Annotated in this window: 13 protein-coding genes and 1 tRNA gene; 6 read left to right on the forward strand and 8 right to left on the reverse strand. The window is 43.2% G+C overall.

Annotated features, from left to right (window positions below; genetic code table 11):
• The first annotated feature begins 110 nt into the window (after nt 1-110).
• A tRNA-Ile gene (locus AC1RNB_RS07140) sits at nt 111-184 on the forward strand.
• Between the two features lie 264 nt (nt 185-448).
• Here the strand turns inward: AC1RNB_RS07140 and AC1RNB_RS07145 are convergent.
• The 6 genes from AC1RNB_RS07145 to AC1RNB_RS07170 all read right to left on the reverse strand — a co-directional run bounded on the left by AC1RNB_RS07145 (nt 449) and on the right by AC1RNB_RS07170 (nt 7,633).
• Nucleotides 449-1,009 carry a GDSL-type esterase/lipase family protein gene (locus AC1RNB_RS07145; RefSeq protein WP_493081949.1) on the reverse strand — a complete coding sequence of 187 codons (561 nt, stop codon included), beginning with the start codon at nt 1,007-1,009 and terminating at the stop codon, nt 449-451.
• Nucleotides 1,010-1,323: 314 nt separating this feature from the next.
• Nucleotides 1,324-2,427, reverse strand: coding sequence for a Fic family protein (locus AC1RNB_RS07150; protein ID WP_493081951.1), 1,104 nt, complete (start codon nt 2,425-2,427; stop codon nt 1,324-1,326).
• A gap of 104 nt (nt 2,428-2,531) precedes the next feature.
• Complete coding sequence (locus AC1RNB_RS07155; protein WP_493082069.1) at nt 2,532-2,639, reverse strand: DUF4391 domain-containing protein; 108 nt, start codon at nt 2,637-2,639, stop codon at nt 2,532-2,534.
• 80 nt (nt 2,640-2,719) lie between these two features.
• Entirely contained in the window at nt 2,720-5,533 is a 2,814-nt protein-coding gene (locus tag AC1RNB_RS07160) for an outer membrane beta-barrel protein (protein ID WP_493081953.1), read from the reverse strand.
• Nucleotides 5,534-5,536: 3 nt separating this feature from the next.
• Nucleotides 5,537-6,583, reverse strand: a complete 1,047-nt coding sequence (locus AC1RNB_RS07165; protein ID WP_493081955.1) for a 6-bladed beta-propeller — start codon at nt 6,581-6,583, stop codon at nt 5,537-5,539.
• A 594-nt stretch (nt 6,584-7,177) separates the two neighbouring features.
• Nucleotides 7,178-7,633, reverse strand: coding sequence for a styrene oxide isomerase (locus AC1RNB_RS07170; protein ID WP_493081957.1), 456 nt, complete (start codon nt 7,631-7,633; stop codon nt 7,178-7,180).
• A gap of 417 nt (nt 7,634-8,050) precedes the next feature.
• Between AC1RNB_RS07170 and AC1RNB_RS07175 the strand changes: the two genes are divergently transcribed.
• A complete protein-coding gene (locus AC1RNB_RS07175) occupies nt 8,051-8,209 on the forward strand; it encodes a hypothetical protein (RefSeq protein ID WP_493081959.1) in 159 nt (52 codons plus the stop codon).
• Nucleotides 8,210-8,597: 388 nt separating this feature from the next.
• Nucleotides 8,598-8,786: a hypothetical protein gene (locus AC1RNB_RS07180; protein WP_493081960.1), complete on the forward strand. Its 189-nt coding sequence runs from the start codon at nt 8,598-8,600 to the stop codon at nt 8,784-8,786.
• A gap of 103 nt (nt 8,787-8,889) precedes the next feature.
• Here the strand turns inward: AC1RNB_RS07180 and AC1RNB_RS07185 are convergent, their stop codons facing one another.
• Nucleotides 8,890-10,347, reverse strand: a complete 1,458-nt coding sequence (locus AC1RNB_RS07185) for a glycoside hydrolase family 30 protein (protein ID WP_493081962.1) — start codon at nt 10,345-10,347, stop codon at nt 8,890-8,892.
• 196 nt (nt 10,348-10,543) lie between these two features.
• Here AC1RNB_RS07185 and AC1RNB_RS07190 point away from each other — a divergent pair, with 196 nt between their 5' ends.
• Both AC1RNB_RS07190 and AC1RNB_RS07195 read left to right on the forward strand, forming a co-directional pair.
• Nucleotides 10,544-10,972: a DUF302 domain-containing protein gene (locus AC1RNB_RS07190; protein WP_493081964.1), complete on the forward strand. Its 429-nt coding sequence runs from the start codon at nt 10,544-10,546 to the stop codon at nt 10,970-10,972.
• A 145-nt stretch (nt 10,973-11,117) separates the two neighbouring features.
• The gene (locus AC1RNB_RS07195; protein ID WP_493081966.1) at nt 11,118-11,546 is read left to right on the forward strand and encodes a hypothetical protein; all 429 of its coding nucleotides are present in this window, start codon (nt 11,118-11,120) and stop codon (nt 11,544-11,546) included.
• A gap of 186 nt (nt 11,547-11,732) precedes the next feature.
• Here the strand turns inward: AC1RNB_RS07195 and AC1RNB_RS07200 are convergent, their stop codons facing one another.
• Nucleotides 11,733-12,173, reverse strand: coding sequence for a hypothetical protein (locus AC1RNB_RS07200; RefSeq protein ID WP_493081968.1), 441 nt, complete (start codon nt 12,171-12,173; stop codon nt 11,733-11,735).
• Nucleotides 12,174-12,347: 174 nt separating this feature from the next.
• Between AC1RNB_RS07200 and AC1RNB_RS07205 the strand changes: the two genes are divergently transcribed.
• Nucleotides 12,348-12,929, forward strand: coding sequence for a PhnA domain-containing protein (locus AC1RNB_RS07205; protein ID WP_493081970.1), 582 nt, complete (start codon nt 12,348-12,350; stop codon nt 12,927-12,929).
• Nucleotides 12,930-12,953 lie beyond the last annotated feature (24 nt).

A 12,953-nucleotide genomic window follows, 5' to 3' on the forward strand; every position in this document is an offset into this window, starting at 1 on the left:
TCGATGGGCCTATAGCTCAGTTGGTTAGAGCATCCCGCCGCGTAGGCGGGAGGGTTACAGGATTGGCAAACGTTCTTTTTTACATATTTGGAAGCAACACTGTTGTTTTCGGGCCTATAGCTCAGTTGGTTAGAGCACCTGACTCATAATCAGGGGGTCCCAGGATCATGCCCTGGTGGGCCCACTTATTTACTCCAAAGGATTCTAAGCGATTAGGATCCTTTTTTTCTCTCGCAATAGACCTTGGGATAAACAGGTTAAGTAGATTTAATTAACAATAACGTCAATTTCGAGATCTGTAACTTCAGAACAATAACAAAATCTCTTTTCAGAAAAATTCTCAGCATTCTTTGCTCCTAGATGATTTTCTATGTAGTCATAATAACGATCAACCTATATTATATTTTTAAATGATTTTGAGTAATCATGAAATAACAGGGAAGTTCCATTATAAAAAATGCTGCTGTTTTAAAAAAGACACCCATTTAAGGTAGCCATCATAATTCAAATGCAATCCATCTATTGAATATTTTAAATCCATTTTTTGCTCTACATTTAAAAACAAAGGATAGATATTTACAAATACATCACTGGTTGCCAGCTGCTCAAGTAGCAGGTTTGTAGAAATAATATGCGACTGTTTATCGTAATTATGTAGGAATGAGTTTGCCGAAATATTAACAGGCAGTATACTTTGTAAATAAAGAATAGTTCCTGGGCTCTCCGATTTTACCCTCTTGATTATTTGGCGGTAGTTATCAATGATTTCTATATCAGAAATATTGTTGGCAATATCATTGATCCCAATCAGTATGAATAATTTTGATGGCTGGCGTACAATAATGTCATCAAGACGATTCAGTATACCAGTTGTATTATCGCCGTTAATGCCACGGTTTATTACCGTAGAATCTCCTGTAAGCCATTTCCAGTCACCCATTTCTGTAATACTGTCTCCAAGAAAAATAATTCTTCCTGTAACAATTGGCTCCTTTTTAAATGCATTCACTCGCTCTGCATAATAATTACTATTTAATACAGATTTACTACAGGATATAAATGACGAAAAAAAAATAGTCGAATAGAGAATCGATTTACGAATCATCTCTTAACGTAAATTATTGATATCAAATTTAAATACAATTATTACGCACTTTCAATGGTTATCGAAAAAATTCATAATCTGAGGACTGGGGATGAAGCCCTGGTGGGCCCACTTAAAAATAAAGCCGTTACAATGTAGAAACTGTAACGGCTTTTTCATTTGCACAAGATTTATAGGAAGCCGAACTGATAGAAAACTATTTTCTCGTTTTAGGCAAATTATTTTACCTCACACAAAAGATAACTTGTGCTACGCCCTCCTGCATCATCCTTAACCAATATGCCTTTGTCTATTAGGTATTTGATATCACGAAGCGCTGTGTCGGGAGAGGATTTTGTAATCTTCGCCCATTTTGATGAATTAAGCTTGCCATCAAACCCGTCTATGAGCTTGTTAAGCATCAGACGATGTCGGCTGTTCATTTCTACTTCTGCAGCACTTTCCCAAAACTTCGCTTTACGTTGAACGCCCTTTAGCGTGTCCTCGACTTTATCCAGCGACCGTCCAAAACAGCTAAGAAACCACTCCAGCCAAGAGGTAATATCAAGGCCGCCTTTCTGTGTATTTTCCAAGATCGTATAGTAGGCATCCCGCTCAGTGCGGATTTGCGCCGACATGCTGTAAAAACGCTGTGCTGTTCCATCTGCCCTTGAAAGCTGTATATCAGCAATCGCGCGCGCAATCCTGCCGTTACCATCTTCAAAGGGGTGGATCGTCACAAACCATAAATGAGCGATGGCAGATTTTAGAACGGGGTCTAAATCCTGCTTGTCATTGAACCATTCCAGGAATGCGTTCATTTCATCCGGGATTTTTTTCGCTTCCGGGGCCTGAAAATGGACTTTCTCTTTACCAAATGTACCGGACACTACCTGCATTGGCCCGTTTTTGCCTGTTCGCCATGCTCCGACAGAAATCTTGTACAGGCCGCTTCTACCGGTAGGAAATAAAGCGCCCTGCCAGCCAAATAAACGCTCGTCTGTAAGCGGTTGGACAAAGTGCTGGGTTGCATCCAGCATCATTTCAACAACGCCCTCAACGTTCCTGTCTACCATTTCAACACCGGCTACTTCCATGCCCAGGCGGCGGGCGATAGAAGAACGCACCTGGTCGGAATCAAGTATTTCCCCCTCGATTTCGCTGGACTTAAGCACATCCAGGGTAAGGGTCTCCAATACAGCCTTCTCGCGCATAGAAAAGCCTAAAGCCTCCATACGGCCCAATAGCTTTCCTTGCCTGTACCGTATTTCAGCAAGCTGGGTAGCGAGTTGCTCACTACTCCAGGTAAACTTCGGCCATTCAGGATGTTCATGGATATACATACATTCTCCGCATTTAATGCGGTAAATATAGCATCCATTCACCGTATTGTCAATATATTCGCCGCTTTTTTGCGGAGATTAACTGCATTATTCTCCGTATCAGGCTATTTGAGGCTTGAGAGCTGACCTTCAAGCCTTTTTAATTCCTGATTTAATTCAACTTTTTTATTGAACTGGGTCGCTCGTTTGATGGCACTTTTTAGTTTATTGATCTTCTGGCGAAGAACTTATATTATCCTGCATTTGTACAACGCATAGAAATTAAAATCGCCTTATCCTCACTTATGCAGAATCAATCCCATTCACCCTTTCCCTCTCCTGCTTTTTTCCCGAATTTTCTCGGATAATACGCAAATGTTAGTAAGAAAAACTGCTGCAGACCGTTGGAGATACTGGTTGATGTGCCATAAGCACTTACGCTGTTGGAGATATTCCTGTACTGCTTCAGTATATCCATAGCCGCCAGCTTTACCTCTCCCTGTTGTTTCATGATACGGCACGTAACAAATGCATTCCAGAGGATGGTGGGGTTGTTGAGGCTGGAGTTGTTGATATGATCCAGGGTACTGCCAAAACTGATATCTTTCGGATAGTTGAGGGTTACACTGATATTGGTGGTATTACTGTTGTTTCTGAACTGATTTAGTTTGGTTACAGTTTGTTGCACCTCGTTTTGCTCTACTATTTCTGCGATACTTACTACCAACATAGAAGCAAGGGAAAACCGGAGCGATAGCTGGTTTGACAACCGGGAGCTTTTACTAAGGTTATAGATCCCATCGATATAATTAGGCTGGTTGCCTGAACGAAAACTTCCGTTATACATAAGCTGCAGCGTATTCTTTTTCATCTTTTTTGAAATATTCAAGCTGTAATTCATATACAGGTCTTCGCTTCTATCGGCATTGATATAATACGATGTTCTTTTACCTGAGGGCGCGTTAATCACACTGTCTGTTATCGGATTGCGTGACCGGTTGTACCCGGCGTTGATATTAGCATTGATGGCATAGAGTGATTGCGGGTTCTGCGTATTGAAATAACTGTTCAGGTTCAGGTTATGGTTAATACGGTTTTTGAGTGTGGGGTTACCCACCGTAATGCTATAGGCGTTGATATCATCCACGATGGTATATAATGCATCGATGGAGGGATAGTCGAAATTCTTATTATAGTTAAGTGACGCGTTGTAAGTGTATTTTTTGGCTTTGTAACTGAAAAAACTAAGCATTGCTTCATACCTGAAAAAATGGAAAGCCCTGTCGAGGTTGCGCCAGGCGATGGTGGAAATATTTTTATCCGACCTGATATCCTCCATAAATTTTGCCTGCAGGCTCATATTCTTGTATCCGGATACCCTGCTTCTTGAAAAAGATTTTGTTATCAATAAGGCAGGTACATAACTGATCGTTCTCCGGTCATTCTCATTACTCAGGTTCTTATTGGCTGTATAGTTTTTGGCAGAACTGTCGAAATCGCTTACCCGCGAACTGCCGTTTACCTGCGCATAATTGAACGCCTGTTCCAGCTTAAGATCAACACCTCCCAGATTGTACCTGCCGAACAGCAATCGCCTGAATCCTCCATATAGCAATGTTGCACGGGCACTAAAAGTCTGGCTGTTATTGAGGTATCGGCGGTTGTAAGAAGTATCCTTATTATTCACCGTCATGGATTTAAATACACTGATCACATTCCTGTCCGAAAAAGAATGGGAACGTTGCAGGTTAGCCGACAGGTTCATGTTCGTAAGCGGACGGTCAAAATCATTCCTTGCGAAATTCAGGTTCAGGTATTGATTATCAGAGTGGTTGATTTGCCGGGTAAACAGATCATTTGTGCTCTGCAGCAAACCCTGTGCATCCCCTGTTTCGGAATGAAGGGATGAAATCTCATTCCTGTCCTGAAAAGAGGTTGTTCCATTCAGGATCAGGTTATCATTATAGGTATTGGTTTTCATATAATTGACCGCTACCATATGGTTACTGCTATTGTTGTTCTGTAGTCCTTCTTCTTTTACCAATTGTTCTGATCCTGCAACTATCCTGTTCTGCGTGCGCAGGTTGGTAATCCAGCTATCGCCTCCGCTCTTGTTGTAGTTAACAGTCAGTCGGTTACTTTGCCTGCTATTGTTCGATTCTTCAAAATTCCGCGTAAATGATACACCTACCGAATGGTTCTTATTAATTCCGCCGGCTCCAAACCTGCCCACCCTGTACAGATCGGGGTTGGTAGTCCGGTAGGTATTATTCCGCAGCGTTTGTTCAAGACTACCGATATCTTTGTTGATATTATTATACCCGCCTCCAATCCCTATACTGGATTTTTTATCATAGGTCTGCATTACCAGGTCAGACTCAAACCGGTTATCCGTACCATAGCCAGCAGCACCTTTACCGAAATAGCCTTTTTGGGCACTCTCCTTCAATTTTATGTTCATTGATAAAATGGAGTCAGCTTGCTGCTGCCCAGGTTTCCCGATATTCTCCCTGTCATATTCCTGGTATAACTGGATTTTATCGATAGCCGATTTGGGAAGATTTTGGGTGGCAATACGCGGGTCCGTTGATCCTGCAAAAGGCTTCCCGTCTACAAAAACATTCTGCACTTTCCGTCCCGATACCGTGATGCTTCCATCAGACCATACCGTCATACCCGGCACCTGGTTCAACAACTCTTCTACAACCTGGTGTGCTTTCATTTTAAATGCAGCCGGATTAATCTCCAGTGTATCTCCATTCATCCTAACAGGAATTCTGGCAGTTACCACTACCGAACTGGTATCTCTTGTATTTAGAGAAAGGTGAACACGCAGAGAATCTCTCCCCGTTAACTGCAAAAGGGAACTATATGTATGGTACCCTACATAACTGATACTGATCAGCACTTTGTTTTTAAGCGGCAGTTTATCAAAAGAAACGCTTCCGCTTTTATCAGACAACTGGTAAGTAAGCAGGCTTGAATCGAGGTTAAACAAACTTACGGTAGCCAGCTCAAGCGGCATTTTTGATGTTGAGTCATACACAACGGCCTTTAGTTTGCCCGACTGGCCAAAAGCCACCACAAAACAAACCATCAGCACCTGGACCAGGAATAGTTTTTTCATCCGTTAATCTTTGAGCGTAAATGCCACCAGTATCGGCACATTTTTATCGGGGTTGCCCTGTAACAATGCAGTCAGTTCTTTTGGAACAGCTATAGTAGGGTTCTGCCTGAAAAAAGAAATCATTACATCAGCTTTCAATAACTTATAAAACTTATGTCCTGCCCGTGTAACATTGTATGCGGTTAAAAGTGACAGGTTGTATTGTTGGGAATCTCCCTTTATTTTAGTAGCGTTATAGGCGGTTTGGGTTTGCTTATCATACACAAAAACTTCATAGTGCGAAAAAAAACTGATGGTGATGTATATCAGTCGGGAAGTTTCATAAAAATCCCGGATCTGGTGAAAAGCCCAGCCATTGTTTCTTTTAAAATTTTCCCTTTCTGTTTTTGTTACGGATACATCAGTAAAAAATGTGGCGGGAAGACTGTTCTCAACAGGCATTACCAAATGGTAAACTGGAGATAATCTGTCTTCCACCAATTTGTATACGGTATCACAGTAGGGCCTCATCAAATAAGATATATTGGGCGAACCTGAAGAAGGGACAGACACGTTTTCTTCACTGAACAGGAATCTGGGTTCATTCACACGGTTATAGGGGAAATAGTTTTTTACCAGTTTCTCATTCTTATATAAGTTCACTTCATACCCGGTGCTGTCTTTATATAGAGGGCTGGTAGTAATTTTTGTCTGAATGTACTGGTCTGCATAAAAAGCATAGGCGCCTATGAGGTTATACTTATCAGGCTTCGCTTTTTTGATCTCAAAAGAAGTATCACTTAAATCGATGACATATTTTTTGAAATACTTCAGGTTACGCTCATTACTCCAATCCAATTGAATCTTTACCCTGTCTTTCGAGGTAAGTGTATAGTTGTTGTTATTACCAAAGAATACAATTTCATTTGTTTTCGCGTTGTAGGCTGGGTATAAATCGTTAGTCAGTGATTTAAAGTTTATTTTCTTAACAAAGGCTCCCTTCTTTGTATAGATGTATAAAAATCCTGCAGTGTAATCTGTAACGAGGAAATATGCATGCGTCAAACGCACGTTGGCATATTCATTAAAGCTGACCCCTGCAACAGATTCAAAAGCTGTAAATTGAAGGGAGTCTACAAAGCTTGTTTGTTTTTGAATGACGGGGCTCTTAGGATTAAGGTAGATCTTTTCAACCTGTTGCGCTCTGAGACTATTTACAAAAAAACAGCAACCCATTAAAAATACAGGCAGGGAGGATCGGTTTCTCAAAAGACTACATGACCCAAAAAAATAACTATAGCGATAATGCACTTTCTATCGGTTAGTTTGGTTAATTGAAAAGTATACAAAAAAAGAGGTTTAAACTATTTTACAAATTATAATTTTTTGTTAAGCGATATTCACTGCACTTATGCGGCAACTACCGCTATTCATCGCTGCAAACCGGCTTACTAAAGACTTGTTACTGTAATAATGCTGAAATACAACAGTTTACGACTCAATGATTCACCTGTCCCTTCCGCAAAAGTTACCCGGCGCAGGTTTAATAGAGAAACACACTCATTTATATAAACTCAAAACACAACTAGAACTTTTTTTGCCACCGGGGGAATAGTGTGATATTGTAAGTGTCCCTAAAAAGCAGACAGTTTAAAATCAGAGACATCAACCCTTCCTTCCTTTTACCAGACCCCATACCGTTAACCCCAACCCCGCCAAAATCAACAAACCACAAAGCACCAGTGTTGTGTACACCAACACGCTGGAGCCGGCTGTGGGTGGCGGATAGGCTTTGTTGAGCGCGGGCATCTGAGAGGAAGACTGACCGATGAAAGCGGCTATCATCCCCGCAATACCATTGAGCCAGGTACCCGCCTGCGTGCTAACAAACCAGAGGCGAAGTTGCAAGGGAGAGAGTGCCATCTCGCGCAGCAAAAAACCCAGCACCACCAGCAATACCCCATTGGCCGTAAACTGGATATGCGCCATTACCAGGCCCCGGTACCAGGCAATGGCATCGGGCGGGATCAATCCCACGAGGCAACCCATGGTTACCTGTATTACTCCGAGCAAAAGGGTGAAAAAACGGATGCGTTCTGAAAGTGCAGAAGATAGTGGCATAGGCAGCGGTTGATGGTTGGCATACATGCTGTAACAAAATACAAATCCCGCCCGGAAACCACGATAGGCCTGATCTTTTTTTATACAAGACAGTACTGTTTCCCGGTCTCTTTCCGGTCTTGTTCCGGTTGTATCCCGGTTACTTCCCGGTCGCTTCCCAATGATAGTTCAGTATAAGTTGGGTTTATCCACATTTTCAGCGGCAACTTATCGTCACCTGGTCCGGAACCATCGGCTCAGTGCCTGTTTCAGACCATTGCTGTTATGCAAAGAAATATATGTCAATGCATTATAGCGGTTATACCAGTTAGATCTAACTGGTATAACCGGTACCGTTTACAACATCCGGTAATCTGTACCGGTATAGACCTGCCAAGAGAAATAACCTGACTGCAATCGCACCCGTTACGCTCGCCGGTGGTGAACATACTGGGTTGTATCCAATTGATCCGCAACGAAAAGGAACTGGTATCGGAAGCAGAGAAAGACCGTTTGTTCGAAGATATTAAACAGGAACTGACTTATCTCGACAACATCATTCATAAAATTGTGGCCGATTCGCGTGCGCCGGAATAAATATTTTTTTCTTTCCACTTTGCAGATACGATACACCGCAATTGGCTGATGTTACACGCTGTTCATCCTGTTTTTAGAAAGGCCGATAGAAATCTCTATACAAATAGTCTATCATTTTAGCGGATTACTAAGCTCCTCCTGATATTTATTTCTCCAATTGAAAAACTGTTACACATGTCCGGCTTATTATCGATTTGCTGATGTTCTTACCGATTCTTAACAGAATCGCCTGCCTCTTTTTTTTATCTACTCACCGGAGGAAGCGTATACAACACACTCTATCCGGACCTAAACTTTATTTGTATGAAGCATGCAAACTTTTTACCAAAACTGTTAACCCTATTGTTCACGCTGTTTTCCATATCGCTGTTGGCACGAACAGCCCCGCTTGAAAGGAATGCTAAGAGCAGGCAACACCCCACTGGCAGATGACGCAGAACAGGTAGGCAGAGCCGGTACCACTACCAATGCGGCGGGTGTGTATAGCATTTCACTTACCCACGGTACCTACACCATTGTGGTTTTTTTATACCAGACAGTTTATTTACTCCGGAACTGCGCTGCATTTTGGCAGTAACGTACGGTATGTGTTTGGCAGAGTGGAGGTTTCTTTTAGTAATGTACCTGTAAAAAAAGCGCCCTGCAAAGTGTAGGGCGCTTTTTTGTACAGCAGAGGCATGCTAGAATACGAGGGTCTGAATGGCATGCGGCAGAATAGAAAGCACTGCTGCATTTTTTCCAACACATAAATTATAGTCGATTTTTTGATTGCTCTGGTTCATCACTATGACCGCCATTTTTCCGTTGGTATTGATAAAGGAAGTAGTTAAGAGCTGGCTTCTGCTGGCTGCACTGCCCACTCTTTTGGCACCCAGGCGGATGAATTTGGAAAAATGCCCGATATAGTAGTAGGAGTTGGTATAGATTAAACTGCCATCCTGTGTATTGGCATGTACCGGTGCAAAACAAAAATTACCTACATGGTTGGGACCACCTTTTTCATCGAGTAAAATATTCCAGTCGGTCCAGCCCACAGACCCGTTGTTAAAATCATTGATCATAGAACGGCCGTATTCCTCGCCCAGGCCCCAGAACTGGTAACGGGTGGCGTCAAAACTTTCGGCACAACCTTCTGTAAACAGTAAATGTTTATTGGGATACGCTTTGTTTACCAGGCCCACATTCTCGTACATGGGCAATCCGCCGCTCCAGTCTTCATACCAGTGAAAACCCATACCCCAGGCATATTTTGCTGCATCGGGGTCATCAAAGATCACGTTGGCGCGGTGAAACATCAGGTCGCGGTTATGGTCCCACACCACGATCTTTTTATCAGCCAGTCCTTCACGTGCCATGGTTGGGCCCAGGTATTGCTTCAGGAAATCCCTTTCTTCTTCGGCAGTAAAAATGCAGGACTCCCATTTTTGTGTAGCCATGGGTTCGTTCTGAATAGTGATACCCCAGATAGGGATCCCTTCTTTTTCATAGGCTTTGATGAATTTGGTATAATAGTTGGCCCAGCTCTGCCTGTATTCCGGCAATAACTTGCCGCCGCGTAACATGCTTTTATTCGATTTCATAAATGCCGGCGGACTCCAGGGGCTGGCATAGGTAGTGATCTTACCCCCTGCAGCTGCGATCACTTTTTTGATAAAGGGAATACGGAACTGCCGGTCGTGCTCAATATTGAAAGAAGTTAAAGCCGCATCACCTTCCGTTACATAGGTATAACTGCCGCTACTGAAATCGCAGCTGTGTATATTGGTGCGGGCCAGGGTATAACCGATACCTTTTGACACATCGTAATAAGCCGTCAGAAATTCTTCCTGTTTTTCTTTAGAAAGTTTGGCAAATGTTTCGGCACTGGCATCGGTTAAAGCAGCGCCGATTCCCATAAACGACTGAAAGGTTTTACCAGGATCAACAAATACACTGATCTCCCCTTCTGTTGGCTGGGCCAGTTCTTTAAATACCACCTGATCTGTTTGCGATAAACGCAGGTTGGTATTGGCAGCGGTTGTATACACCGTTACTGTTTTACCGGTATATGCGGCCGGATGTGATGGTGGTGTTTTTTTGACTTGCGCCAAAGAGAAGGCTGCACAAAAAAACAGTGCGGTGGTTAGGATGAACTTCATAGGTACACTTTTTAATAAAAAATGAGTTATAATTCAGTTGATCTGCTTTGTATGGCAAACAAATGTATTGTTTCAGTTACGATACCGGTATGACATTTGTCATTCCCGGGACTGATAGGGACCGCAGTTACCCCGAATTGTAACAAATGTTACAATAAACGGTCTGGTACAATGGTAGCTTAGCAAAAAATATCCCATGCACCCAACACCTGCCACCAACCAAACGCCACCTGTTCAATTTACCTACCAGATCAGCAGTTCAAAATCTGTGGGCGAAACCGTTTCGCAGGTGAGTGCCGCTAGTGAACAGTTCAAATTTTCTGTACTGCACAGTTATAACTTTTCCGAGATCCTGGCAGGAAAGGGTTTTCCCATAAAGCGCGAAGTATTTGTGTTTGAGATCTGCCGGGCGCCTATGGCTTCTAAAATGCTGGCTGTGAATCCATCCTTTGCCATATTTATGCCCTGCCGGATAGCCGTGTATGAAGAAAATGGTAAAACCATTGTATCTACCATGAATATGGAACCGGCCATGGAATCGATCCAACACAATAAGGAATTATATGCAGAAGCTGCTGCGATCTATCAATCCATACAGGAAATGATGCAGTTTCTGGTTGCATAACAGTTCCCATCTTACCGGGCATTTACCACCCAACGTACATGGTTTTTTGATATCCGTACCGTAATGTTAAAGTGTGTAAGGCTGCTACCCAGTAGGAAGAACTAAGCGGGTTATCCGCTATCTTCGGCACCCAATCGTTTACACTATGACCCTCAAGATCCTGACCGTTGCCGGACTGGCCACATTTGAAGTATACGCTGCTATTCCGGCTGGTTTCGCTTTTGCTTTACCGGCATGGATCATTGGTGTGGCAAGTACGGTAGGTGGATTGATCGGGGTATTTGCCGCAGCCTACCTCGGCAACCAGACCCGCAAACTGATTAACCGGTATAAGAAAAAGAAAGAAGTGGCAGTAAAACCGCGATCAGGTATGATCATCCGCATCTGGGAAAAATATGGTGTGGTAGGGCTCGGCTTCCTGGGCACTATGACGGTGGGCGCACCCATCAGTATTGGCGTAGGAGTGGGTTTTAATGTGCCGGTTAACAAAATGGTTTTATGGTGCAGTCTGGGTGTAATAGTTCGATGTGCCCTGTTTACCACGCTGGGGCATTATGGGATGAAGTTGTTATAACGGATACCACACAAAGGCCAAGGGCATAATTGGTTCTACTCAATTACTACTTAGCAACGAATTCTTTTATCCTCTTTCTCACTTACCCACTCTTAGTGAAACCTTCTGCACTATAAACATTGTGAGGGAGATGGAGGATGTTTCACTAAGAGCTAAAGAGAAAAAGAGTTAAAGAGGGGGTTTTTATCAGAGCACTTTTACTTTCATTCTTTCCTGGAGTAAGGCCCCCAGTTCTTCTGCTTTGATTTTACCGGTGGTTTTGATTTCTGTAGGTACATGCGCCAATGCTTTTTTCTTACCCAGCACTTTGTGCAGTTCATATTTGGCCTCTGCCGGACCAGCCAGTAACAGGAAAGCGACGGTTGCAGGAATATGTGTGATCACTTTTTTATAGAAATGACCCAGGATCTCATGCTCGCGGTGTTGTTCCTTTTCTTTGTTATTGAGGGTGGTACCGAACAAACCGGTTTTGGAGGAACCTTCTCCCTTGAATCTCTGATGTGAAGCGCTGTCAGAAAGCAATACTTCTGCAGCCATAAAAGCAGCACCTTCTCTTCTGACAATAATGGCTTTTTTATGATCGATCCATATAGCGCAATGGATGGGGCTTTTTGTTTTCGTTGCCATAAAACTGGTTTTATTGTACACTAAAGATAGTACTGCCCCCTGCCAATGCCTATGACATTTGTCATTCTCCGCCACCCCGGTTCCCTGATTCCGGGCCCATTATTTTGTGCGGATCTGATAAAAGCTCGCCAGACTGAAATAGTTTTTTTACCTTGCGGCCCAAATTCATACAAGATGAAACTGGAAGCGGCCCTGCTCAGCAGGAGTGAAAACAAATGCGAATTATGCGGATCAACAGGTGAGATCGAGGTGTACGAAGTGCAGCCGCAGGATAATAGCAACGAAGAAAATTGCCTGATAGCCTGTAAAACCTGCCGCAACCAGATTGATAAAAAAGCGGAACTGGACCAAACACATTGGCAGTGTTTAACTACTTCTATGTGGAGCGAAGTTCCCGCGGTACAGGTAACAGCCTGGCGCATGCTGAACCGCCTGCGTACCGAAAGCTGGGCAGCAGACCAGCTGGATATGCTGTACCTCGACGATGAAAAACTGGCATGGGCCAAAGCCACCGGCGATCATGAAAGTGATGGCAGTGTGGACCTGCACAAAGACGTAAATGGCGCCGTACTATCACAGGGCGACACGATCGTTCTTACCAAATCGCTGGATGTAAAAGGCTCTACCCTGAACGCTAAAATGGGTACAGTAGTAAAAAATATCCGCCTGGTGCCCGATAATACAGAACAGATAGAAGGAAAAATTGAGGGACAGACCATTGTGATCCTGACAAAATATGTGCGAAAACAGGGATAACCGACCGATAGGTTCACCGACAAA

It is taken from the genome of Sediminibacterium sp. GW821-FHT12F12 (genome assembly GCF_058806635.1).

Coding starts and splice junctions, on each gene's coding strand:
- AC1RNB_RS07185 (WP_493081962.1), bottom strand. CDS start 10,347: ATGAAGTTCATCCTAACCACCGCACTGTTTTTTTGTGCAGCCTTCTCT.
- AC1RNB_RS07195 (WP_493081966.1), top strand. CDS start 11,118: ATGACCCTCAAGATCCTGACCGTTGCCGGACTGGCCACATTTGAAGTA.
- AC1RNB_RS07200 (WP_493081968.1), bottom strand. CDS start 12,173: ATGGCAACGAAAACAAAAAGCCCCATCCATTGCGCTATATGGATCGAT.
- AC1RNB_RS07150 (WP_493081951.1), bottom strand. CDS start 2,427: ATGTATATCCATGAACATCCTGAATGGCCGAAGTTTACCTGGAGTAGT.
- AC1RNB_RS07190 (WP_493081964.1), top strand. CDS start 10,544: ATGCACCCAACACCTGCCACCAACCAAACGCCACCTGTTCAATTTACC.
- AC1RNB_RS07170 (WP_493081957.1), bottom strand. CDS start 7,633: ATGCCACTATCTTCTGCACTTTCAGAACGCATCCGTTTTTTCACCCTT.
- AC1RNB_RS07160 (WP_493081953.1), bottom strand. CDS start 5,533: ATGAAAAAACTATTCCTGGTCCAGGTGCTGATGGTTTGTTTTGTGGTG.
- AC1RNB_RS07205 (WP_493081970.1), top strand. CDS start 12,348: ATGAAACTGGAAGCGGCCCTGCTCAGCAGGAGTGAAAACAAATGCGAA.